We start from the raw sequence: 24224 nt of genomic DNA, 5'->3' as shown, positions 1-24224 counted from the left end.
GTAAACTTTGCCTAGCCGAACAGCCGCGCGGCGCTGCGCTCCAGCATGACGAGCTGCCACAGCGTTCGGCCATGCTCGGCCCGCCCGGCGCGATGCTCGGCGGCGAGCCGCTCGATTGCGCGCGGGTCGAACCACGTCGCCAGCACCCCCGACCGCGCCAGCCCCGCCGCCTCGTCGGCCAGCGCGCCGCGGAACCATGCGCTGACCGGCGTCACGAACCCCATCTTGGGGCGATAGAGGATCTCGTGCGGCAGCCACGGCTCCAGCGCCTTCTTCATCAGCCACTTGCCCTGCCCCCCGCGCAGCCGCATCGCCGGCGGAAGGGTCGCGCAGAACTCGATCAGCCGATGGTCGAGCAACGGCTCGCGCGCCTCCAGCGCCACGCTCATGCTGGTGCGATCGACCTTGGTCAGGATGTCGCCGGGCAGCCAGTGGCGGAAGTCGGCATATTGCGCCCGGTCCAGCCCGTCGCGCGCCGGGGCGTCGCGCATCGCCCGGACATAGCGGTCCTCCCCGCGATAGCCGCCGATCGCCCGCCGTATCGCATCGCCGTACAGCCGCTGCCGCACCGCCGGGGTCGTGACCCCGACCGCGCGCGCATAGGCCGCCTCGCCGCCCTCGGCCAACCCGAGCAGCGTCGTCCTGGCGCGGAACGGGCGCGGCGCCCAGTCCGCCTTGGGCCACGCCCGCCCGAGCGCGCCGAACACCGGCGCCCGCAATCCTTCGGGCAACAGGGCGCGCACCCGCTCCTCGGCGGCATGGAATTTGTAGCGGCGGTACCCGGCCAGCGCCTCGTCCGCGCCGTCCCCCGACAGGGCGACCGTCACCGACTGCCGGGCCAGCGCGCACACCTGCCACGTCGCCAGCGCCGACGCATCGGCGAACGGCTCGTCGAACGCCGCGACCAGCGTGTCGAGGATCGCGAAGTCGCCCGACGCCACGATCCGCTCGCGATGCTCGGTGGCGAAGCGGCGGGCGATGACGCCTGCGGGCCCACGCTCGTCATGGTCCGCCGCGTCGAACCCGATGGTGCAGGTCTTGACCGGCGCGGGCGATGCCTCCGCCATCAGCGCGACGACCGCCGAACTGTCGACCCCGCCCGACAGGAACGCGCCCAGCGGCACGTCGGCCACCATCCGCGACCGCACGCCCTCACGCATCCGCTCGATCAGCTCCGCCGACAGGTCGCGCACGCTGCCAGTGGCCCGCGCGGAGAAGTCCACGTCCCACCACCGCACCGGCGCGGGCACCGCCCTGCCCCGCTCCAGCAGCAGGAAATGGCCAGCGGGCAGCTTGCGCACGCCGCTGACGATACAGGCGTCGTCGGGCACATAGCCGAGCGCCATATAATCCTCGATCGCCGCCACATCGGGCGTCCGCCGCACCAGCGGATGCGCCAGCAATCCCTTCAGCTCGGAGGCGAAGGCGACGCCGCCGTCGCTCAGCTCGACATAATGGAGCGGCTTCACCCCCATCCGGTCGCGCGCGACGAACAGGCTGCGGCGGCGCGCGTCATAGAGCGCGAAGGCGAACATGCCGTTCAGCCGCGCCAGCATGTCCGGCCCCCATGCGGCCCAGGCGTGGAGCAGCACCTCGGTATCGCCCTGGGTCACGAACGCCGCACCCAGCCCACGCAGTTCGGCACGCACCTCGGCGAAGTTATAGATCTCGCCGTTGAAGGTCACGACCGCCGAGCCATCGGGCAGCGCCATCGGCTGCGGGCTGCCCGCGACGTCGATGATCGACAGGCGGCGGTGACCCAGCCCCACGCCCGCATCGGTCCACACCCCCGATCCGTCGGGGCCGCGATGCGCCTGCGCATCGGTCATCGCCCGGACCCGCGCCGGATCGACCGGCTTGGGCGTCAGCGGATAATAGAGCCCGGCGATCCCGCACATCTCAGCGCATCCCCGCCGCGCGATCGGCGATCGCATCGATCGGGCCCGCCGCCGCCACGAAATCGGCGATCGTCCCGCGCGGATCGCCGCCGCGCTGCCGCTCGGCGGACAGCAGCACCGCCACCCCGCGCTGCGGCCCGCCGAGCAGCCGGACCTTGAGCGTCTCCAGCTTCACCCGGTCGGCATCGCCGGTCACGATGTCGCCGATGCGGTACCAGGTCGCCGTCTCACGCTCGACCGGTCCCGCCGCCATGCGCAGGCTCGCGCCACCCGCGATCGACGGCGTGTTCGCGATCCGCACCCAGCGGTCGTTCTCCCGTATCGCCCCGCGTCCAAAGCCCACCAGTTCCTGCCCTTCGCGCTGCGCGCCATAGACCGCGACCGCCATATCGACCTGCCGCCCGCGTTCGTCACCATAGCGCCCGATCAGGAAATGATCTGCCCCCGGATAGTTCGGCACCCACGGCTCGCCCGTGATGGCGATCCGCCGCCAGCCGGGTACCTCGGGCAATTCGATCCGCGCGGGCAACGGCTGCGTGCGCGCATCGATGGCCGCACCCCATCCGGCGAACCCGACCGCGATCGCCAGCGCCGCCACCATCGCCAGCGACCGGTCGGCGACGCGCATCGGCATCGCGTTCAGCAGCCCCGCATCGAACCACGGCGCATCGGGATCGCGATCGAACCAGCGCCAGCCGATCGCCAGCACCGCCGCCATCGTCAGCGCGAAGAACACCCAGCCATAGACGATATGGTCGAACCCCGTTGCCGCCTCGACCGAGGTGAGATGGGCCGCATAGATCGTCCCCGCCGCGCGCACGCCGTTGGCCAGCACCGGCACGACGATCGCGACCGCCATGAACGCCGCCCGCCGCGCCCAGGACACATAGCAGACATTGGCGACCAGCGTCCCATAGGCGACCATCGCGATCAGGAACTTGGCGCCCGAACACGCCTCCGCCACCTCGAAATAGCCGTTCGGAATGGTGATGAGCACCCCGTCGACGCTGGCCGGAACCCCGAGCAGCGCGAGCAGCGGCATGGTCAGCGCGACGGTCAGCGACTGGAGCGGCCGTTCGAGGAAATCCCCGAACGGCACGAGGAACGCCATATAGGCCAGCGGGAACGCCAGCCCCGCTGCGACCCGCCGCCCGAGGACGGTCACCGCCGCCCCCTGCAACATCACGACCAGCCCGGCATGGCGGAACAGCGCGACCGCCGCCGCCTGCCCGACCAGCCAGCACGCCCCGCCGAGCGCGATCAGCGCCAGTCCCGGCCACCACGCCGCGGGGCGCAGCTTCGCGAGGTCGGCGCGCCGCTGCCACACCAGCCAGCCGAGGATCGGCGGCACGAACAGGCAATGGCCATAGGTCGTGGAATTCCACCAGATATCGACGATATCGCGCACGTCGCCGCGCAACAGCACCAGCAACGCCGCCCACAGGCCGCCGAGCGCGAACAACGCGCCACGCCAGCCCGAACGATCCGACGGTACCGATGGCGAGCGTTCGAGCGTAAGGCTCACGCGCTGCCCAGCCCGAGCAACCGGCCCAGCGGGGCCAGCCGCGCGTCCCAGCCATAGCGGGTGACGACCCGCGCCCGCGCCGCCTGCCCCAGCGCCGCCGCTGCCGCCGGATCGGCGATCAGCGCGCCGACTTCGCGCGCGAACCCATCGGCATCGCTGCCGATGCGCAGCGTGCCCGCGTGATCGATCCCCTCGGCGGCGGGCAGCGAGGCGACGACCGGGCGGGCCATCGCCATCGCCTCCAGCACCTTGTTCTGCACCCCGCGCGCCAGCAGCAGCGGCGCGACCACCACCGCCGCCGCCGCGATCCAGCCGCGCACGTCGGCGACCTCACCGGTCACGATCACCGCCTCGCCCGCCAGCGCCTGCACCGCCGACGTGGGCTTGCGCCCGACGATCGCGAAGCGCGCCGTCGGATGCCGCGCGCGGACCTGCGGCAGCACCGCGCGCCCGAACCAGCACACCGCATCGATATTGGGGCGATAGTCCATCTGCCCGGTGAAGACGATCAACGGTCCGGCGACATCGACCGGCACGACGGTCGCCGGATCGAAGAAGGCGGCGTCGATGCCGTTCTCGATCGCCTGTACGCCTTCGTCCGTGCCGAACAGCGCCGCCTCGGCGGGGCTGACGAACAGCGACGCCATCGCCCGGTCGGCGATCGCGCGCTCCTCCCGCGCCAGGAGCCGCGCCTCTCGCGCCAGCATCCACCGCATCGGCGGGCGCGCCGCATCGGCATAGGCGGCGAACTTGGCGGAATCGACATCGACGAAATCCATCACGAAGCGCGCGTCGGCGGGCAGATACTGCGCCATCTGCCCGGAATAGACATAGATCGCGTCGTAGCGCCGCGCGGCGAGCAGCGCCTTGATCGTGGCGCGCATCGTCGGCGCATCGAACGCGGTCAGCGATACCGGGCGACCGCTGCCCAGCGCCTCGATCGCGGCGCGGGCGTTGGACTTGGTGCGCGGGACGATGGTCGCATCGGCGCACCACGCTGCCAGTGCCCCTTCGTGCCCGATGTCGCGCGCATCGTTCGCGAAGGCGGCGAGATGCACCCGCCCCAGCCGCGACAGATGCCGCAGGATGTGGTGGCTGCGTACCTTGTCGCCACGATCGGGGGGGTAAGGGGTGCGATGGGCGAGAAACAATATGTCGCTCACCCGAGCCCTCGCGCGATCCACGGCCCGATCCGGTTGGCGATCGGGACGGGCAGCTTCTGCCACGCGGCGATCTTGGCACGGTAGCGCGGGTTGAGCGGGCTGGCGTCGCGCGGGGCGGCGCCCGAGGCGGTCCAGGTCGGATAGCCGAGCGGTTCGCCGACGAAGCCCCAGTTCTTCTTGTACGCCGCCGGGCCGGTGCCGACCTTCGACCGCCCGAAATCGAACGCGGTGCAACCGCGCGTGCGGGCGTGGCGCATCAACTCGAAATACATCCGCTCGTTGGCACGCAACCCCCGCGCCGCCGCCGTGCCGCCGCCCCAATAGGGATAGACCGTGCCCCGCCAATAGAGCGACAGGACGCTCGCCACCGCCCGTCCTTCATGACGGATGGTCAGCACGTCCGCCGCGTCCCCGAACCGCGCAATGGTCTCGGCGAACAGCGCGCGCGGGAACACCGGCGTCCCGAGATTGCGGACCGACGTGCCATAGACGCGGAAATGCTCGGCCAGCGCCGCGCGATCCCGCCCGATCGCGACCGTGAACGGCATCGCCAGCGCCTTGCGCACGTCCGCCCGCTGCTTGCGGGGGATCGCCAGCAACTCCGCATCGTCATCGGCGGCCAGCGCCCGGACGAATCCCCGATAGCGGGTGTCGTCATAGGTCCAGCCCGCGCCCTCCGGCATCGGCCCGCCGCGCAGTTCGATGGTGGGAACGTCCAGCGTCGCCGCCAGCGCAACGGCGGCATCCGCCAGCGCCTGTGCGGAAGCCGCGTCGCTCGCCAATATGCCGCCGCCGACCCCGAACCCGGTCGATACCAGCGCGGCCCCGAACAGCGGCGAACGGACATGGGTGAGGGGCAGGAGCCCGGTGATCTCCCCCGCCTGTTCGCACAGCAGCATGCGGAACGACTGGCCGCAGCCCGCCGCCGTCGCCTCCCCCCATTCCGGCAGGTGGAACGGGGTCCCGCCGGGCTGCGCGGCGACATAGGCGTCGATCCGGGCACGCTCGACCGGGTCGGCCAGATTTGCATCACGCGGTGGCGTCACGTCAGTCGTCCATGTGTTCGGCGACGATCCGGTCGGTGCGGTCCCACCGGTGCGCCGCGAGCAGCCGTTCGAGCTTGCCCGCCATCGCACCCAGCCGGGAATAGTGCCGCAGCTTCGACCGCATCGGCGCGCGCGCGACGCGCGGCTGGCGGGGATCGATCTCCCACGGGTGGAAATAGAACATCGCGGGATGGGCATCGGCGGCATTGCTCCGCTCGACGGCGCGCGCGACGACCCGGTTGGGCAGCAGGCGGAAGAACCCGCCCCCGGCGGGCACCTCACGCCCGAGCACCCGCGCGAGGGTGATCGGCCATTCGACCAGCGCGGCGTCGGCAAGCGGCCGGTGCAGCGTGCGCGGTGCCTGCGGCCAGCCGTAATGGTCGTGGGTGACCGGTGCGACCGACGAGGAATAGGCATAGCCCGCCTCCGCCAGCACCGGATGCGCCCATGGCGTGCGTGCGTCGATCGAGAAGCTGGGCGCGCGATAGCCGGTCACCGCCTGCCCCCCGGCATCCTCCAGCGCGCTCCGCGCGCGGGCGATGTCGTCGCGGAATTCGGCTTCCGTCATGGTGAACACGCGGCGATGGTCCCAGCCATGGCTGGCCAGTTCATGCCCGCCCGCGACGATCCGCCGCATCAGCGCCGGATGACGTGCCGCGACCCAGCCCAGTGTGAAGAAGGTTGCGCGCACCCCCGCCGCGGCGAACAGGTTGAGCACGGCGTCGGTATTCGCCTCGACGCGATGCTCCAGCCCGTCCCAGTCGCGGCGGTCGATGACCTTCTCGAACGCACCGACCTGGAACCAGTCCTCGACGTCGACCGACATCGCGTTGCGCATCGCTGCCTCAGCCCGCCGCGCGCATGCTGCCGAGGTCGGGCCGGCGCTCGTCGCCCTCGACCCAGTCGACCAGCAGCGTCAGCACCCGGCGCAGCGCCGCTTCCTGTTCCTCGACCCGCGCCTCGAGCATCGCCACCCGTTCGCGCAGCGCGGCGGAATCGTCGTGATCGACGGGTTGCGGTGCGGGTTCGGCCTCGGGCTGTGGCGTCGCGGCGACCGGTTCGGCAGCATCCGGCACGGGATCGCCGTCATACCATTGGTCGCGCACGTCGGGCAGCGCGTCGTGATCCTCGGCATCGCGATCCAGCAGCGTGGGCGCCTCCCACACCGGCGTCGACACGATCGACAGGTGCAGCGGACGCGGCGGCATCGGCGGCGGCGGCGGGGTCATCGGCAGCGGATCGACGTCGATCGTCGCAGGCACAGGTTCGGGTGCCGCGATTTCGGGTTCGATCGCCTGCGGTTCGGGCGGAAGCGGCTCCGGTTCCGGCTCCGGCGTATGGGCCACCGGTTCGGGATCGACGGCAACCGGCTCGGGCTCGATCACCACCGGCTCGGGCGCGGGTACGATCGGCGCAACCGCCGCCGTACGCGGCGCGGCATCGCGCAGCACCCCGCCCAGCCCGTCCCCGTCGAGGTCGTCGATCACCTGCGCGACATGCTCGGGCTCGAACCGTTCGATCCCCTCGATCGCGCCGAACAGCAGCACCCGGCCCGCCAGCTGGTTCACCCGGCGCGGGATGCCGCCCGACCATTGGTGGATCAGCACCACCGCGCCCTGCGAGAAGCTCGGCCGCCCGCTCCAGCCGACCACGCCCAGCCGGTGTTCGAGATAGGGGCGAACCTCCTCGACCTCCATCGGCTCGAGGTGGTGCATCGCGATCACCCGCTGGCGCAGCTGTTCCAGCCGGTCCGATCCGTGCAGCTTCGCGCGGAACTCGGGCTGGCCCAGCAGGAAGATCTGCAACAGCGCATAGCCGCCCGCCTGGAAGTTGGAGAGCATCCGCAGCTCCTCGATCGAGGCGACCGGCAGCGACTGCGCCTCGTCGATCACCAGCAGCGTGCGCTTGCCGGTCCGGGCAACCGCGTGCAGCCCCCGCTCGATCGCGTCGAGCAGCTGCGCCTTGGTCAGCCCGGTGTGGTCGACGCCCAGCCCGCCCGCGACCATGCGCAGCAGGTCGTCGGCATCGATCTGGGTCGTCACGATGCGGATGACGTTCAGCCGCTCGATATCGATCGTCGCCATCAGATGGCCGAGCAGCGTGGTCTTGCCCGTGCCCGGCTCGCCGGTGATGACGATGAACCCCTCGCCCTGGCTCAGCCCATAGCCGAGATAGGCCATCGCCTTGCGATGTGTCGCGGTGTCGAACCAGAACGCCGGGTCGGGGGTGAGCTGGAACGGGCGTCCGTTCAGGCCGTAATGATCGTCGTACATGCTCGCCTCCGTGGGACCCTACGCATCCCGTTCGCACCGTTTCAGAACCGGACACCCATCGCCAGCAACGCCTGGGCGACCAGATCGGCATCGCCGCCCTCGACATCGAAGCCGTACAGCCCCGCCGACAGGCTGCCATAGGCGCGCCCGAACGACCGGAAGTAGCTGCCCTGCGCGCCGCCGCCCCATACGTCGGGTGCGTCGGCGATCCCGCTGACGAAGTAGTTGCCGTACAGGTCGGCGGTGAACCCCGACCGGCGGTCGATCGCCCATTGGCCGAAGCCCTGGATATAATAGCTTTCGTCGTTTCCGCGATACACGACGGTACCCGGAATCGGCGGCAGATAGTAGCGCCGGTTGCTGTACCCCGCGCCGACGCCCAGCCGAGTGCCGCCGCGCGACACCGCCCAGATCGCGTCGATCCCGCGCGCGCGGAACGGTGCGCTGTTGATCGACTGGAAGGCGGGGGTCAGGCAGCCGCCCGGCTGCGGCGCACCGTCGGGCGCCTGTCCGCCGCCGAACACGCAACCGCCGAACGCCGATCCGAACGGATCGCTGCCGCCGAAATAACTGGTGGGCAGCGCGCCGAGGCTGCCGGTCAGCTGCCGCCCGAACGTCGTGACCGCGTCATAGACGCTGATCTGGAAGCCCGCCCCCTCGCCCCTGCCCGACGAGAAGGAGCCGGTGTAGATCATCGAGCCGTAGCGCCGCCCGACCCGCGCCTCCAGCCGGGTGCGCGGGCTGGGCCGCCACAGCACGCCCGCGTCCCAGATCAGCCCGTCGGTATCATAGGCGATGCGCGGCGGCGAATCGGGATCGGTCACGAACCGGCCCGATTCGTCGGTCACGATATTGCCCGCCTTGTCGCGCAGCGGATCGCGTTGCGACACCTCGATCTTCTCATAGCCGACGCCGCCGACCAGCGCGACGGTGCGGCTGACCGGCAGCACGCCGTCGAGCCGTCCGAACGCGCCGACGAACTGCTGGTCGAGCTGGCTGGCGTCCTCCCGCACGCCCGCCCCCGACAGCGTCAGCCCGATCGGCAGCGGCGATCCCGGGCGGGTGCCGATGCTGCCCGTCACCAGATGGCTGGTCGATTCGTCGAATATGTCGAGCCGCCGTTGCCCCGGCGTCAGGTCGATGAACCCCGGTGCCTCCGCCTTGGTATAGCCGAAGCGATAGGCGGCGTTGACCGTGAGCGGGCCGGCACGCCTTGCAAAGGTCGGCCCGGCGAACAGGCTGTAGACCTGCGACGAATTGAGGCTCGACCGGTTGAGCAGCGGGCCGAACCCGCCGCCGCGCGCATCGGCCCGCGCCCGCGTCGCGATCGCCCCCGCATCGAGAATAAGGTCGCGCGACAGCTGGACGGTGCCGCGCGCCAGCCCCGAATGGACCTGTCCGTCGACGCCGTTGTCGCCCCAGCCGAGGTAGCGCTGATACTGGTAATTCGCCTGGACCTGCACCCGCCGCGTGGTCACGCTGGCGTCGATGCCCGCCGTCAACTGGGTGAAGGTGACGACATCGCCGTCGGTCAGGTCGGCGGCGACCGCCTGTCCGATTTCGATATAGGGGGAGATGCGGGTGCGCTTGCCCGCGTTCGGCCCGCCGCCGCGCGGTGCGGAAGCCGGAGCCGCACCGCCCGACCCCAGCGACGGCGCGACGCCGCCCTGCGCCTGCGCCGGGACGGCGGCGACCGGCAACAACGCCAGCGACAGGGCGATCCGGCCGATCATTCGCGGTCGAGCCCGTAATAGCCGAAGCGCGCGCCCTGCGTACGATACGTCGTGGCGTTGAGCAGCAACTGGATTTCCTCGCACCCGTCGAGCAGCGCCACCGCCTCGCGCACATCGACTTCGCTGCTGCGGTCGGCCCGTACCACCAGCACCGTCTGCCCGACCAGCGCCGCCAGCACCGACGCCGACGAAGCGGCCAGCGCAGGCGGCGAATCGAACAGGATGATCCGGTCGGGATCGGATTCCAGCAGCCGGTCCAGCACCGCGCGCGCGCGCTCGCTGCGCAGCAGTTCGGTATCGTCGTGCGACCGGCTGCCCGCGGGCAGCAGCGAAAGCTGCGGCACGTCGGTGACAATCACCAGCGTCTCCGGGTCGATCGTCGGGTCGGCCAGCGCATCGAGCAACCCGCGCCCCGGCTTCACCCCCATCCGGTCGAGCACTTCGGGCTTGTGGAAATCGGCATCGATCAGCAGCACCGCCATGTCGCGTTCGGCGGCCAGCGACAGCGCGAGATTGATCGAGCAGAAGGTCTTGCCGTCGCCGGGCTGGGCCGAACAGATCAGGATCAGCCGCGAAGCACCGGCATCGCGCCACGCCACGCGCTCGGCGGTGGCGAGCAGCTGGCGCTTGACCAGGCGGAACTCCTCGGCGAGCGAATTGACCGGGCCGCCGGGCACCAGCATGCCCCGCTCGGCCAGTGCGTCGCGGTCGATCGTCGCGATGTCCGCCGGGCGGATGCGCGCGGACGGCATGGGTGCCTTGCGCGGGCGGGCGACGGGATCGGGCACCGGCGCGGTGACGGGTTCGGCAACCGGTGGGGCGGGCACCGCGGGCGACGGCGTCACCGGCTCGGCAACGGCCGGATCGACCGGAACCGGGCGCGGCGCATCGCGCGCCGGGATCGCGAAGTGACCGGCGGCGCGTTCGAGCAGCGAAGGCCGCGCCGGACGATTGCGGGTCGGCTCCACGGCGTCCTCCCCGGTCATGCGACCATCCCCCGCTGCACGAACTCGACGCCCAGCAGCAGGATGAACGCCGCGCCAAGGGCACCGGCGGCACCGGCGAACATCCTGATCCGCCGCTGCCGCTTGGCGCGTACGGCATCGGTCACGACCTCGCTGATCTGGCCGAGCACGCGCATGCCGCTGACCTTCTCGAGCTGCCCCGCGTTCGCGAAGCTGGTCTTCAGGCGGCTGATCGCGAACGCCGCCGCCACCCCGGCCCCGACGCCCGCGACCAGCACGCCGAACAGCAGCAACGGCCGGTTCGGCGCGCTCGGGCGGCGCGACTGCGTCGGCGGGTCGATCACGCTGAACTTGACCGCATCGGTATCGGTCTGGACGCTGCTTTGCAGACGCACCTGCTCGCGGTTCTGGAACAGCGTGTCATATTGCGTCTTGAGCGAGGCGATATCGCGGTCGAGCTGCGACTGCTGTGCCGCCGCCTGCGGATCGGCGGCGATGCGCGCCTGCAATGCGTTGAGCTGCCCCTCGATCTGGCGCTTGCGCTGAGTCAGTTCGGCGACGCGCGCCTGCCGCTCGCCCTGGGTGGCGCGCAGTTGGAGGTACAGCGGATTGGCCTGCGCATCGGTGCCGCCGGTCGTCCGCACCGCCTCGCTGTTCGCCGCCGCGCGGGCGACCGCGAGCTGACGGTTGAGCGCGATCATGTCGGGGTGCACGTCGGTCCAGCCGCGGCTGCGCCCCTCGGCGATCTGCCCCTCAATCGTCGCGACCCGCGCCCGCGCCGGGCCGGTCACCGCCGAACCCGCCGTGCCCGGCAGCGTCGCCGTGGTGCCCGCAAGCTGCGCGTTGATGGCATTCAGGCTGGTCTGCGCCGCGACGAGGTCGCCGTCGATCTGGGCGAGCTGTTCGCGCGCGCCCGACATGCGATCGTCGACCGATCCGGTTCCGGGCAGCAACGTCATGTACCGCGCCTCGAACGCCTGCCGCCGTGCCTCGGCGTCGGCGAGCTGCTTCTGGCGCTGCGACAACTGCTGGTCGAGGAAGCGCAGCGACTGGACGGTCGCGTCGCGATCGCTGGTCAGATTGTCCTGGACGAAGATATCGATCATCTTCTGCACGATCTCGCGCGCGACCTTCGGCGTGTCGGCGGTCGCCGAAATCTCGAACAGATTGTCCTGCTGCTGCGTCAGCTTGATCGCGTTCTGGAGCGATGCCACCCGATCCGCCACGTCGCGGTCGTTCGCGACCGTTTCGGCGATCGAGGTACCGCGCACCACCTTTTCGAGGTTGACGGCGGACGTCAGCGACTGGCGCACCCGGTCGATGTCCTTGCCCAGTTCGGCCTGCGCCGCCTGCCCCTCCGTGCCGGGGAGCACCTGACGCATCTGCACCTGCACCCGCGCGGTCGATTGATAGACGTTCGGTATCTGGCTCACCACCAGCCATCCGCCGAGGCAGATCGCCCACGCGATGGCGAGCGCGATCCACCGCTGCCGCCAGATGGCGTGCAGCGTCAGGCGCAGTTCGGCATAGAGCACCGACATGTCAGAACATGCTTTCGGGAATGATGATCACATCGCCGGGTTGCAGGCGGACGTTGGCCGCGGTGTCGCCGTTCTTGAGCAGGCTGGAGAGGCGCAGGCCGAACTCCTGCTGCTTGCCGGTCGCCCGGTCGTACCGCACCAGCCGCGCGCGGTTGCCCGAGGCATATTCCTTCAGCCCGCCGACCGCGATCATCGCGTCGAGCAGCGTCATGTTCGCGCGGTACGGCAGCGACGCGGGCTTCTCGGTCGCGCCGACGATACGGATCTGCTGGCTGTAGGTGCCCGCGAAATTCTCGACGATCACCGATACCAGCGGGTCCTTGATATATTCGCTGAGCGCCAGCTTCAGGTCGTCGGCCAGCATCGCCGGGGTCTTGCCGGTCGCGGGCATGTCGTTGATCAGCGGCGTGGTGATACGGCCGTCGGGGCGCACCTGCACCTTGGTCGACAGTTCGGGATTGCGCCACACGAACACGGTCAACTGGTCGAGCGGGCCGATGATGTAATCCTCGCCCGGGGCCTCGCGCGCCTGGACGAACGGCGCGGGCGGCAGTTCGGGGCGGCTGCCGCCGGCGCAGCCGCCGAGCAACGCCAGACCCGCCGCTCCGATACCCATCAGCCGATTGCTGCGCATACTCACCTCATCCGAACGGGCGCACGCGCCGAAGCGCATGCGCGGGATTGAATCCGACCCTTGCTCCCCAGGAGTAAACATTGGGTTGCTGCACGGCGGCACGCAACCGCTATGCCCCATTCAGGGACGGAACGGTGCGGTCAGACCAGTAGTTCCCGCGGCGGCGGGTGGCCCAGAAAGCCCTGCGGACTGGCGGTAGCGCCATAGGCTCCGGCCTGAAACAGTACGATCGTATCGCCGACCGCGACGTCGGGCAGCGCGATCCGGTCGGCCAGCCGGTCGAGCGGGGTGCACAGGCAACCGACGATCGACGCGGTCATTGCTGCGGGTGCGTCCATCCGTTCGGCCACCGCCACCGGATAGTTGCGGCGCACCACGGTGCCGAAATTGCCGCTCGCCGCCAGTTGATGGTGCAGCCCGCCATCGACGACGACGAACCATTCCTCGCCGCTGCGCTTCACATCGACCACGCGAGTGCAATACACCCCCGCCTCCCCCACCAGCCAGCGGCCCAGTTCCACCGCGAAGCCGGTATCGCGCAGGATCGCGGGACGCGCGGCCAGCGTACACCCCAGCGCCGCGCCGATCGCGGTGACGTCGACCGGCGTGTCGCCCGCGAAATAGGGGATGCCGAACCCGCCCCCCAGATTGACGAAGGCGGGCGCGGCACCGGCCTCCTCCGCCAGCCGCGCGGCGAGGGCGACGGTCGCCGCCTGCGTCTCGATGATGGCAGCGGTATCGAGCGTCTGCGAGCCTGCGAAGATGTGGAAGCCGTGCCAGTCGCCCCCGCGCGCCCGGATCGCGCGGACCAGTGCTGGCACGCGCGCGGCATCGACGCCGAAGGGCGATGCGCGACCGCCCATGCGCATGCCCGATCCGCGCAACTCGAAATCGGGGTTCACCCGCACGGCGATGCGAGGTCGGCGTCCTGCCGCCTCGGCGAGGGCCAGCATCCGGTCGACCTCGCCTTCGGATTCGGCGTGGAGCGTCGCCCCGGCGGCCAGCGTCGCCGCCAGTTCGTCGTCGCGCTTGCCCGGTCCGGCGAAGCTGATCGCACCCCCCTCCCGCACCGCCATTGCCTTGGCCAGTTCGCCGCCCGATGCGACGTCCAGCCCGTCGACCAGCGGCGCGATGTAGCGCAGCAGGTCTGGGTGCGGATTGGCCTTGATCGCATAATGGATGCCGACCGCCTGCGGCAGCACCGCGCGCAACGCACCGATGCGGTCGGCGATCGCGGCCCGATCATAGAAGAACGCCGGGCTGTCGCCCGCGCGCGCCAGCAGTTCGGCGAAGTCCACGCCGCCGACGTGCAGGCGCGACTGGCCGCGGAAACGTTCGGGGATCGGGCCGATCGGCTTCATGCGCGCCCAGCCTCGGCCCGGATCGCCACACGGTCGAGCTTGCCGTTCGCGTTGCGCGGCAGCGCATCGACCCACAGGTAGCGTGCGGGCTGCTGGAACAGCGGCAGGTCGCGGCGCAGCCGGGCACGCACCGCCGTCTCGGCATCGTCGATCGCGGCGCGGGCGACGACGACGATCGCCTGCCCCTGGCGCGGGTCGGGAATGCCGACCGCCACCGCTTCCGCCACCTCTCCGCCTGCCAGGACCGCTTCCTCGATCTCGGTCGGGCTGATGCGGTTGCCCGCGACCTTGATCATCTCGTCGTCGCGCCCGACGAAGCGCAGCAGTCCGTCCGCCCCCAGCGCCACGCGGTCGCCGGACCAGACGGCGGTGCCGCCGCTCGCCATCCATGCGGGGGCCGGGCGGAAGCGTTCGGCGGTACGTGCGGGATCGTTCCAATAGCCCTGCGCGACCAGCGGCCCGGCATGGACCAGTTCGCCCGCCTCGCCCGGATCGGCGCGGCTGCCGTCGGCACGGACCACCGCGACCTCCGCGAACGGGATCGCGTGCCCGATCGCGTCGGGATGGGCATCGATCAGCGCCGGATCGAGATAGGTCGAGCGGAACGCCTCGGTCAGGCCGTACATCGCGTAGAGATTCGCCGCGGGGAAGCGTTCGCGCAACGCCCGCACCATGCGCGGCGTCAGCGCGCCCCCCGAATTGGTCAGCCGCCGCAGCCGCGAAGCGGCACCCTCGGGCCAGTCCGCCTCCAGCAACTGCGTCCATAGCGGCGGCACCCCGGCGAGCGTGGTGACGGCGTACCGTTCCACCGCCTTCACCACGTCACGCGCGGTCAGATAGTCGAGCGGCACGACACTGCCCCCCGCCGCCCAGGTCGAGAGCAGCTGATTCTGGCCATAGTCGAAACTGAACGGGAGCACCGCCAGCACCCGGTCCCCGGCGGTCAGCCGCAGATAGTCCGCGACGGCGACCGCCCCGAGCCAGAGATTGGCGTGGCTGAGCATCACCCCCTTGGGCCGCCCGGTCGAACCCGACGTATAGAGGATCGCCGCCAGCCCCTGCGGATCGCCATCGCGCGGTGGGATCGCCGGACCGTCGAGGTCTTCGGTCACGACCCGGCACCCGCCCGGCACGTCCCCGGCTTCCAGCGTCGCGGCGCGTGCAGGCTGGGTCACCAGCAGCGACGCGCCACTGTCGGCAAGGATATGCGCGACCTGCGCCCGCTTCAGCGCCGGGTTGATCGGCACATGCACCACCCCGGCCCGTGCCGCCGCCAGCGGCAGGATGCACGCGGTGCGCGTCTTGGGCAACCATGACGCGACGCGCGCGCCCGGCGTCAGTCCGGCGGCGACGAGCGCGCCCGCGAGCGTCGCGACCGCCTGTTCCAGTCCGGCATAGGTCAACGCCCCCTGCCGATCGACGAGCGCGACCGCTTCGGCCACGCCGCGCAGGGTCAGGCGGTCGATCGTCCGGGGATGGGGGTCGAGCGGCATGCCCGCCCCCTAGCCGCTCTCCGCCGCCAAGGCCAGCGACCCGGCTTGGCAGCGCCGCCGCCACCGCCTACATCGGCCGCTTGCCGCCTGTCGGGTCGGCCGAAAACGGGGGGATGCGTGGTTCCTGAAGGCAAGAGCGAGATCAAGAACACCGTGCGCGCGGTGCTGCGCGACGTGCTGGGCCTGTCGCCCGAGCGGGCGGCGGCGTTCGACGATGCCACGCCGCTGTTCGGTGCGCTGCCCGAACTCGATTCGATGGCGGTCGCGGGCGTGCTGACCGAACTCGAGGACCGGCTCGGCATCCTGATCGAGGACGACGACATCGACGCCGATACGATGGAAACCTTCGGCGCGCTCGTCGCCTTCGCAGGCGGCAAGGCGCTCGTTTGATCGATCGCTACGACTGGGCGGGCGGCAGCGAGGCGCTATGGCGCTTCGGACCGCAGGACGGCCCGGTCGTCGCCTGGGCACTGCCGCCGTTCGAGGAGGCGAACCGCACCCGGACGCTGGTGGTGAGGATGTGCCGCCTGCTGGCGCATCACGGGATCGGCGCGGTCCTGCCCGACCTGCCGGGACAGGGGGAGAGCACATGGCCGACCGAGGCGGCGACGCTGGAGGCATGGCGGCAAGCATTCGTCGCGGCCTGTACTGCGGCAGGTAGTCCGGTCGTCAGCGCGACCATCCGCGCCGGAGCGTTGGTCGATCACGACGCGGTCGTCGCCGGCCGATGGCAGCTTGCCCCGCAACCGGGCGCGGCGCTGATCCGCGAACTGCACCGGATCGGCGGCGACGGCATCGAACTGGGCGGCAACCGGATCGGCGAGCGGCTGCGGGACGCACTGGCGAACGCCGAGCCCGCCGTGGTCGAGCCATTGCGCGTCGTTCGCCTCGGCAGCGACCCGGCACCGGCCGACCATCGCATCGCGGCGGCACCGCCATGGCGGCGGGCAGAGCCGTCCGACGATCCCGCACTCGCCGCCGCGCTGGTCGCCGATCTGGCGGCATGGACCCACGCATGCGCCGGTTGCTGACCTTCCCCTGTCGGGGCGAGACGCTGGCGGGGACGCTGGACGGTGCCGAGGGCAGGACCGGACTGTTGATCGTGTCGGGCGGCAACGAACTGCGCATCGGCGCGCATCGCGGCATGGCGCTAGCGGCGCAGGCGATCGCGACGGCGGGCTATCCGGTGTTCCGCTTCGACCGGCGCGGGGTGGGCGATTCGACCGGCGGCAACGGCGGTTTCGAGTCGAGCGCCCCCGACATCGCCGCCGCCGCCGACACCTGCCGCACGATCGCGGGTATCGAGCGGATCGTCGCCTTCGGCAATTGCGACGCGGCGACCGCGCTGGCGATGCATCACCGTGCGGCGGGGATCGACGCGCTGGTGCTCGCCAATCCGTGGATCATCGAACCGGCGGACGACCTGCCCCCGCCTGCCGCGATCCGTGCCCGCTATGCGTCGCGCCTCGCCTCATGGGACGCCTGGCGACGGCTGCTGACCGGGCGGGTCGATCTGTCGCGGGCGGTGCGCGGCCTCGACAAGCTGCTCGGCACGCCGCCGTCGCAATCCCTGCCGTTGCTCGCGCCATTCGTCGCAGGTCTGAAAGACGCCCCCCCGACCCGCATCCTGCTGGCCGAGCGGGACAATACCGCGCTCGCCTTCGCCGATCATTGGCGACACGAAGCGCTCGCCCGCCGCATCCCGACGCTGCGCTGCCGGACGAACAGCCACAGCTTCGCGCGAACCGCCGACGCGGCGTGGCTGCGCGGCCAGTTGCTCGCCGCGCTCGCTGCCGCCTGACGCGCGGTTACTCCGCCGCTTCGGCCAGATCGCCGAACTCGGCGGCCTGCAGGAAGCGTTCGGCGTCCAGCGCGGCCATGCAGCCGGTCCCTGCCGCCGTCACCGCCTGGCGATAGACCTTGTCCATCACGTCGCCGCACGCGAACACGCCGGGCACGCTCGTCCGGGTCGATCCGGTTTCGACCGCGATATAGCCGTCCTCGTCGAGCGCGAGGTGCCCGCGGAACAGTTCGGTCGCCGGATGATGGCCGATCGCGACGAAGCCGCCGTCGACCTCGATCGTCGAAAGCTCGCCGGTCACGGTATCCTTCAGCTCGATGCCGATCAGCCCGTGCGGGCTGCCGCCGCCGACGAAGCGCTCGACCTGCTTGTTCCACAGCACACTGATCTTGTCGCTGGCGAACAGCCGCTGTTGCAGGATGCGTTCGGCGCGGAAGCTGTCGCGGCGGTGGATGATCGTCACGTCGTCGCTATGGTTGGTGAGGTACAGCGCCTCCTCGACCGCAGTGTTGCCGCCGCCGATGACGGCGACCTTCTTGCCGCGATAGAAGAAGCCGTCGCAGGTGGCGCAGGCCGACACGCCCTTGCCCTTGAGCAGTTCCTCGCTGTCGAGGCCCAGCCAGCGGGCCTGCGCGCCGGTGGCGATCACCAGCACCTCGCCCTCGTACACGTCGCCGCTGTCACCCGTCAGGCGGAAAGGGCGCGTGGTGAGATCGACATCAACGATGGTGTCCCACATCATCCGGGTGCCGACATGCTCGGCTTGTGCCTGCATTTCGCCCATCAGCCACGGACCCTGCACCACATCGCGGAAGCCGGGATAGTTTTCGACATCGGTGGTCGTCATCAGCTGGCCGCCGGGCTGGATGCCCTGCACGACGATCGGCTCCATGCCCGCACGCGCGCCGTAGATGGCGGCGGACAGGCCGGCAGGGCCCGAACCGAGGACGAGCATGCGGGTGTGGTGGGTAGCGGCCATGATGTTGCGTTCCGTCGAAAAGGTCCGCGCCGTCTACGACGAACGCGCGTCGAAACGCAACATTGGGGGGCGCCGCGCCCGTGGCAAGGCGCGCGGCGGTTCGGGGTCAGAAGATCAGTGCGAGAATGCCTGCCCAGATCGGCACCGCGACGATCATGCACAGTACCAGTCCGGTGGCATTGGGCACCGGATCGACCTCGAGCGAGCGATGCGGGTGCACGCCGGGAGCAATCTTCGCCATGGCAGACCATCCTCTCTTGTTCTGTTGTCTCGATACCAACGAACGATGCACGGATTGGTTCTGTGCCACGGCACATGAAATCACGGTTAACGCAAATTTTGTTTCGGGGGCGAAACGAGCGCTTGGGCGCCGTCGGCGGGTGGTAGCGAAGGAGGGATTTGAACCCCCGACCCCAGGATTATGATTCCCGTGCTCTAACCAACTGAGCTACTTCGCCCCGCCGTTTCCCCGTGGGGAGGCGGCCCTATACGAACGCGAATCGCGGTCGTCAAGCGAACATGTGCCGGGAAAGCGCCTCCCATGGGCCGCCACGATACCACCAGCTCGCAAGGCCCGCGATCCGGACGGGACGGGGCAGGAACCCGGCGCTCAGGCGGGCGAGCAACGCCTTCGCTTCGGCAGGTTCGACCTTGTTCTGCACGGTGACATGCGGTCGCCACCCGGCGCGGTCCTGTGGGACCAGCATCGTGGAAAAGGCGTCGGCGAGCTCGGCACGGATCGCCTCCAGCCCGGGCGATTCGATGCGATAGGCGACCCCGCGCCCAAGGTTCACCAGCCCGCCGATCCGCGCGTGTGGTGCCGCCTGCCCGCGGGTCGCGGCGGTCAGCCGCTGCTTCAGTTCCGCGCCAAGCTCAGGCGCGATATGGTGGAACATCGTGCAATGCGCCGCCAGCACGTTGCGCTCGGGCGGGAAATACGCCCGGCGCTGCGCGTCGAACCACGCCTGATCCTCGCGCGCGAACAGCGCGGTCACGATGATCGGGGCGGGCCCCTCGCTCAAATCTCCACCTGGCTGCCGAGCTCGACCACGCGATTGGTCGGCAGGCGGAAGAATTCCATCGCGCTTTCCGAATTCTGGAGCATCCACGCGAACAGCTTCTCGCGCCAGATCATCATCCCCGGCCTCGACGAGGGCAGCAGCGTCTGGCGCGCGAGGAAGAAGCTGGTGTCCATCATCCGGAAATCCCCGCCGCAGCTTCCCACCGCCTTCAGCGCGCCGGGCACGTCGGGATCCTGCATGAACCCGAACTTCAGGATCATGCGGTGGAACCCCTGCCCCAGATCCTCGGCCTTGGTCCGGACCTCCGGATCGACATAGGGCGTATCGGCGATCTTGACCGTCAGCAGCACCACCCGGTCGTGCAGCACCTTGTTGTGCTTGAGGTTGTGGAGCAGCGCGTGCGGTACCCCTTCGGGCGTCGAGGTCATGAACACCGCGGTGCCGGGTACCCGCGTCGCCGAATTGGCGGCGGACTGGATGAAGACCTTGATCGGCATCGCGGCCTCGCGCATCCGCTCGATCATCAGCTTGCGACCCTTGGCCCAGGTCGTCAGCAGCACGAACATGACGATGCCGACCAGCAGCGGGAACCAGCCCCCGTCGGGCACCTTGGTCAGGTTCGATGCGAAATAGGCCCCGTCGATGCACAGGAACAACGCCACGAACGCACCCGCAATCCAGTTCGGCCAGTTCCACACCCGCTTGAACAGCACGCCGATCATGCAGGTGCTGATGAACATCGTGCCCGTCACCGCGATGCCGTAGGCGGCGGCGAGGTTCGACGATTCCTGGAAGCCGAAGATCAGCAGCAGCACCATCACCAGCAGCGCCCAGTTGACCGCCGGGATATAGATCTGCCCCGCCGCGTCGGCGCTGGTATGCTCGATGCGCAGCCGTGGCATGAGGCCGAGCTGCACCGCCTGCTGCACCACCGAGAAGGCGCCGGTGATGACTGCCTGGCTGGCGATCACCGTCGCCGCCGTCGCGAGGATGACGAGCGGCAGCCGGAAATCCTCCGACGCCATGAAGAAGAACGGATTTTCCGCCGCCCCCGGATTGTCGAGCAGCAGCGCCCCCTGCCCCAGATAGTTGATCATGAGCGCGGGCAGCACGAGGTACAGCCATGCCACCTGGATCGGTCGCCGCCCGAAATGGCCCATGTCGGCGTAGAGCGCCTCCGCCCCCGTCACCGCCAGCACCACCGAGCCGAGCGCGAGGAACGCCAGCACCCCGTCCGCAGCGAAGAAGCGCACCGCCCAGATCGGGTTCAGCGCCTGGAAGATTTCCGGCCGGTCCATGATGTTGAGGATGCCGAGCACCGCGAGCACCGCGAAATAGACCAGCATGATCGGCCCGAACAGCCGCCCGACACTGGCCGTGCCGACCGCCTGCAACCAGAACAGGCCGATCATGATCGCCACCGCGATCGGGATGACGAAGGCGTTGAACCCCTCGTTCACGGTCGCCAGACCCTCGACCGCCGACAGCACCGAGATGGCCGGGGTGATCATGCAGTCGCCGAAGAACAACGCGGTCGCCAGCACGCCGAGGATGACGAGGCTGGCGGTCCAGCGCCCGCCGCTCCCGCTCTTGCGCTGGATTAGGGCCAGCAGCGCGAGGCTGCCGCCCTCGCCGTTGTTGTCGGCGCGCATGATGACGAAGACGTATTTCAGCGTCACGATCAGCATCAGCGACCAGAAGACGAGGCTGACCACCCCGAAGATGTTCAGCTGGTTCACGGTCAGCGGATGATGCCCGACGAACACCTCCTTCATCGCATAGAGCGGCGAGGTGCCGATGTCGCCGTACACCACGCCGATCGCGCCGAAGGCGAGCTTGACGAGCGACTGGCGCGGACCGTGATGGCCCGTCGGGTCGGCGGGATTGATGGCTTGCGGCGAAGCCTCGGTAGCAGCGTTCACGAGCGCGGGGACCGCGCCGGCGTGGCAACGATAAGGGTCATGGCGACCGCGTCCCAATGGTTCAGGGGCGGGCCGTTAGCATGGGCAATTCGGCGCTGCAACGTTCCCGTCTGCCACCGCTGCATGGACGGGACATGAACCGCCGCGCCTCAGCCGTCGGCCCCGCCCCCGCCGCGTCGCGGGCGCGGCGTTCCGGCATCGATGGCGGCGGGGATCAGCGCGAGATTCATGATCGCGGCAAGGCCCCATTGCGATGCGGCATTGGTGCTGACGCCGGGCCATTCGACGATTCCGCCGGGCAACGTCCGGCGCGGATCGGCGGTCACGGTGCCCAGCCCCGCGCGGCCCGAGAAGAACTCGCCCGCCGCCCGCGTGGCAAGCGCGGCGTCGTCGGTCTCGTGCGCGGCATAGGCGGTGAGGCGCGAATGGGCTTCGGCAAGGTTCTCCGATCCCTTGCGCGGGCCCCAGCGCGCCTCGAACGCGGCGCGCGGCGCGTTGTAATAGCGGCAATAGTCGAGCCACGCCGTCCGGTAGCGCGGCACGTCGAGCAATTGCAGCAGCTCGGTGTTGATCTCGACCGCGCCGAACACCGCATTGAGGTGCGACAGTGCCACCTTGTCGCCCGGCCCGACGAAGCGACCGCTGTCGAGATGATAGGGCGCGCTGCCCGCCATCCAGCCGTTCTTCAGTCGCCCGATGCTGTCCATCCCCGCGACCAGCCGGTCGCGCCAGCGCCGGTCGCCGGTGCGCTCCCACTCGGTCAGCCACGCCGCGGCGAGCGAGCACCATACCGTGCCGAACGACATCTCAATCGTGCCGGGGGGCAGCACCGGCCGTTCGGCACCGGGCACCTTGCGACCGATCTCGACCGTCGTCAGCGTCCGGTCCGATTCGAGCAGGTCGCGCATCAGGTCGCCGACCCGCTCGTCGGCGGTCAGATAATAGAAGATGCGGCGATAGGCGGCGTTGCTGACGCGCGGCTGCTTGGAACTGTCGCTCCAGTGCTGCACGCCGTGGCGCGTCCCCATCCCCTTGAACCGACCGAGGTGATAGACGTCGACCTCGCCGGTATGGCGGGTCATCGCCTCGGCCAGCCGGTACGCCTGCCCCCCGCCGGTGCGCAGCGCCTGCAGCCACAGCCACAGGTCGGGCGAGAGTTCGCTGTTGGCCCAGGCGAAGCCGCCGATGTCGTAGCGCCACTGGTGCCGGTCGGCGTCATAGGTGTGCATGACGTCGCCATGGTTCCAGAAACCGTACCAGTGCCGCCGCTCGACCTCGCCCGCGTAGAAATCGACGAGGTTCGCCAGCTGGTTCTCGATCGCAGCGCGGTTGGGGGTCGACCGGTCGGGCAGGCTCCAGTCGCCGAACACGCCCGCCGCGTGCAGCCCCGCCGGGTCTGCCACCAGCTGCGGCGGTTCGGCGGCGAGATTGGCCAGCGCCTGCAACCGGTCGGTCGCGGGCGTGGCGGCGAAGGCCCACAGCATCAGCTCGCTGGTGCGGGCGATGCCGGTCGCGCTGTCCCAGCCCGGTTCGTAATCCTCATAGGTGACGGCCAGCCCTTCGTTCTGCGCCGCGAACGCTTCCATGCCCATGACGCCGCGATAGGGGCGCAGGTCCATCGCCGGGGCCTGCGGCGACCATAGCCATGCCGTCAGCCGCGCCGCATCGCCCGCCGCACCGTCGATCGCGATCTCGCCCGGATGGCGCTGCCAGAACCAGCGCGCGGCGATGGCCGCCCCGCCCTGCGGCGATCCGACATAGCCGAAGCCGGGCGCACGGGCCCCCTCGCCCGCGTCGATCCAGCCATGGCCGGGGCCGGTCCGCTTGCGCAGGGTGAATCCCCCCGCCGACAGCTGCGCCAGCGAGACGTCGCCCCAGGCGGGGATACGCTCCAGCAGGTCGCCGACCGGGGTGGCCATGGCGGCGGGCGGCGGGGTCGCCTGTCCCGCGATCTGCGCCTCGCGCGCCGCCGCCCCCGGATCGTGGCGCAGGCCGGTGAGCGGGCGCACCGCCTCGACGAACATCGCATCCTTCGCGGTCGCCAGGCGGAAATGGCGGTCGTGCAGCGGTGCCGTCATCGGCACCTGCGTCGTCACGCCGATCCCGGACACGAACAGCGCCGCCGGATCGACGTCATGGACGAAGCTGTGGACGATCCGCAGCCCGTCCGACCCGGCATAGGCATAGAGGCGGACGACGAACGGCAGGATCGACAGCCCGTCGCCGACATGCCGCCCCTCGATCTTCACCACCGCGCGCACCGGGCCGCGCTGCTCGACGGTGACCCGCTCGATCCGGCCGGTCAGGGGCGTGCGCGGGCCTTCCGGATCGCCGCGCCGCACCTCGCCGGTCAGCCCGACCGTGGTCAGGACGGCGCGATCGCCGCGCGAAGCCTGCCGCACCAGCGCGTCGCCGCTCCGCGCGATCTCCCAGCGCAGGTCGCCGCTGACGATCACGATCGCATCGTCGCGTCCCTCGATGCGCAGCGGAGCGGCGGGCGCCGTCGCCCTGCCCGGTGCCACCGTAAGCGCGGCACCGGGCAGCACATCAGCGGGCAGCGCGTGCGCGCTCCACTTGACCGTGCCGTCGGGCCAGGTGGCCGTGGTCCAGCTCTGCGCCGCGATCGCCCGTCCGCCCGCGTCGGTGAGCGCCAGCTGCGTCCGGCGCGACACCGCGCCCTGCGGCCACGCGACGCCGAAGGTCTGCCCGGTATGGACGGCAGGCGCGCTCCCCTCCACCCACCGCGCCCGCACCGGCACCCGTGGCCGCCGCGCGGGTGCGGCGGCGATGGCGGGAAGGTGCGGGACCACGGCGGCGAGGATCGAGGCGCCCATGAGGCGGCGGCGGGTGATACGCATGGAAACGCTC

General features: G+C 70.5%; 20 protein-coding genes and 1 tRNA gene. 3 read left to right on the top strand and 18 right to left on the bottom strand.

What is annotated here, in order from left to right; genetic code table 11:
* Positions 1–11 precede the first annotated feature (11 nt).
* The 12 genes from ABLE43_RS10975 to ABLE43_RS10920 form a co-directional block, all read right to left on the bottom strand.
* On the bottom strand, positions 12–1898 hold the full coding sequence (locus ABLE43_RS10975) for an XrtA/PEP-CTERM system amidotransferase (RefSeq protein WP_348978542.1): 1887 nt from the start codon (positions 1896–1898) through the stop codon (positions 12–14).
* Position 1899: 1 nt separating this feature from the next.
* Positions 1900–3423 (bottom strand): exosortase A, encoded by a 1524-nt coding sequence (gene xrtA / locus ABLE43_RS10970; protein ID WP_348978541.1) that lies wholly within the window; start codon positions 3421–3423, stop codon positions 1900–1902.
* On the bottom strand, positions 3420–4586 hold the full coding sequence (locus tag ABLE43_RS10965; RefSeq protein WP_348978540.1) for a TIGR03087 family PEP-CTERM/XrtA system glycosyltransferase: 1167 nt from the start codon (positions 4584–4586) through the stop codon (positions 3420–3422). Before ABLE43_RS10965 ends, xrtA begins: the two co-directional genes overlap by 4 nt.
* Positions 4583–5632 carry a FemAB family XrtA/PEP-CTERM system-associated protein gene (locus tag ABLE43_RS10960; RefSeq protein ID WP_348978539.1) on the bottom strand — a complete coding sequence of 350 codons (1050 nt, stop codon included), beginning with the start codon at positions 5630–5632 and terminating at the stop codon, positions 4583–4585. The genes ABLE43_RS10965 and ABLE43_RS10960 overlap by 4 nt, the downstream gene beginning before the upstream one ends.
* 1 nt (position 5633) lies before the next feature.
* Entirely contained in the window at positions 5634–6470 is an 837-nt protein-coding gene (locus tag ABLE43_RS10955) for an XrtA system polysaccharide deacetylase (protein WP_348978538.1), read from the bottom strand.
* 7 nt (positions 6471–6477) lie between these two features.
* Positions 6478–7905, bottom strand: coding sequence for an ExeA family protein (locus tag ABLE43_RS10950; RefSeq protein ID WP_348978537.1), 1428 nt, complete (start codon positions 7903–7905; stop codon positions 6478–6480).
* A gap of 41 nt (positions 7906–7946) precedes the next feature.
* Entirely contained in the window at positions 7947–9638 is a 1692-nt protein-coding gene (locus tag ABLE43_RS10945; protein ID WP_348978536.1) for a hypothetical protein, read from the bottom strand.
* Positions 9635–10624, bottom strand: a complete 990-nt coding sequence (locus ABLE43_RS10940; RefSeq protein ID WP_348978535.1) for an AAA family ATPase — start codon at positions 10622–10624, stop codon at positions 9635–9637. Before ABLE43_RS10940 ends, ABLE43_RS10945 begins: the two co-directional genes overlap by 4 nt.
* Positions 10621–12144 carry an XrtA system polysaccharide chain length determinant gene (locus ABLE43_RS10935; protein ID WP_348978534.1) on the bottom strand — a complete coding sequence of 508 codons (1524 nt, stop codon included), beginning with the start codon at positions 12142–12144 and terminating at the stop codon, positions 10621–10623. The genes ABLE43_RS10940 and ABLE43_RS10935 overlap by 4 nt, the downstream gene beginning before the upstream one ends.
* Before the next feature lies 1 nt (position 12145).
* Entirely contained in the window at positions 12146–12760 is a 615-nt protein-coding gene (locus tag ABLE43_RS10930) for an XrtA/PEP-CTERM system exopolysaccharide export protein (protein WP_425475261.1), read from the bottom strand.
* 158 nt (positions 12761–12918) lie between these two features.
* Positions 12919–14139: a pyridoxal-dependent decarboxylase, exosortase A system-associated gene (locus tag ABLE43_RS10925; protein WP_348978532.1), complete on the bottom strand. Its 1221-nt coding sequence runs from the start codon at positions 14137–14139 to the stop codon at positions 12919–12921.
* Positions 14136–15632, bottom strand: coding sequence for an AMP-binding protein (locus ABLE43_RS10920; RefSeq protein ID WP_348978531.1), 1497 nt, complete (start codon positions 15630–15632; stop codon positions 14136–14138). Before ABLE43_RS10920 ends, ABLE43_RS10925 begins: the two co-directional genes overlap by 4 nt.
* A 117-nt stretch (positions 15633–15749) precedes the next feature.
* Between ABLE43_RS10920 and ABLE43_RS10915 the strand changes: the two genes are divergently transcribed.
* From ABLE43_RS10915 to ABLE43_RS10905, 3 genes are read left to right on the top strand one after another with little or no spacing between them, the layout of a single operon-like run.
* Positions 15750–16022, top strand: a complete 273-nt coding sequence (locus ABLE43_RS10915; protein ID WP_348978530.1) for an acyl carrier protein — start codon at positions 15750–15752, stop codon at positions 16020–16022.
* A complete protein-coding gene (locus tag ABLE43_RS10910) occupies positions 16019–16663 on the top strand; it encodes an alpha/beta hydrolase family protein (RefSeq protein ID WP_348978529.1) in 645 nt (214 codons plus the stop codon). Before ABLE43_RS10915 ends, ABLE43_RS10910 begins: the two co-directional genes overlap by 4 nt.
* On the top strand, positions 16648–17433 hold the full coding sequence (locus tag ABLE43_RS10905; RefSeq protein WP_348978528.1) for a hydrolase 1, exosortase A system-associated: 786 nt from the start codon (positions 16648–16650) through the stop codon (positions 17431–17433). The genes ABLE43_RS10910 and ABLE43_RS10905 overlap by 16 nt, the downstream gene beginning before the upstream one ends.
* A 7-nt stretch (positions 17434–17440) precedes the next feature.
* Here ABLE43_RS10905 and trxB read toward each other — a convergent pair whose 3' ends face one another.
* From trxB to ABLE43_RS10875, 6 genes are all read right to left on the bottom strand, one after another.
* A complete protein-coding gene (trxB, locus tag ABLE43_RS10900) occupies positions 17441–18412 on the bottom strand; it encodes a thioredoxin-disulfide reductase (protein WP_348978527.1) in 972 nt (323 codons plus the stop codon).
* 106 nt (positions 18413–18518) lie between these two features.
* Positions 18519–18653, bottom strand: coding sequence for a hypothetical protein (locus tag ABLE43_RS10895; RefSeq protein WP_348978526.1), 135 nt, complete (start codon positions 18651–18653; stop codon positions 18519–18521).
* Between the two features lie 140 nt (positions 18654–18793).
* Positions 18794–18870, bottom strand: a tRNA-Met gene (locus ABLE43_RS10890).
* A 51-nt stretch (positions 18871–18921) separates the two neighbouring features.
* The gene (locus tag ABLE43_RS10885) at positions 18922–19434 is read right to left on the bottom strand and encodes a 2'-5' RNA ligase family protein (RefSeq protein WP_348978525.1); all 513 of its coding nucleotides are present in this window, start codon (positions 19432–19434) and stop codon (positions 18922–18924) included.
* Positions 19431–21356 carry a potassium transporter Kup gene (locus ABLE43_RS10880; RefSeq protein ID WP_425475260.1) on the bottom strand — a complete coding sequence of 642 codons (1926 nt, stop codon included), beginning with the start codon at positions 21354–21356 and terminating at the stop codon, positions 19431–19433. Before ABLE43_RS10880 ends, ABLE43_RS10885 begins: the two co-directional genes overlap by 4 nt.
* Before the next feature lie 149 nt (positions 21357–21505).
* Positions 21506–24214 (bottom strand): exo-rhamnogalacturonan lyase family protein, encoded by a 2709-nt coding sequence (locus ABLE43_RS10875; RefSeq protein ID WP_348978524.1) that lies wholly within the window; start codon positions 24212–24214, stop codon positions 21506–21508.
* Positions 24215–24224: the final 10 nt, after the last annotated feature.

The sequence above is a fragment of the Sphingomonas silueang genome (genome assembly GCF_040049155.1).
GTDB lineage: Bacteria > Pseudomonadota > Alphaproteobacteria > Sphingomonadales > Sphingomonadaceae > Sphingomonas > Sphingomonas silueang.
This window is presented reverse-complemented; position numbering and strand designations above follow the sequence as displayed.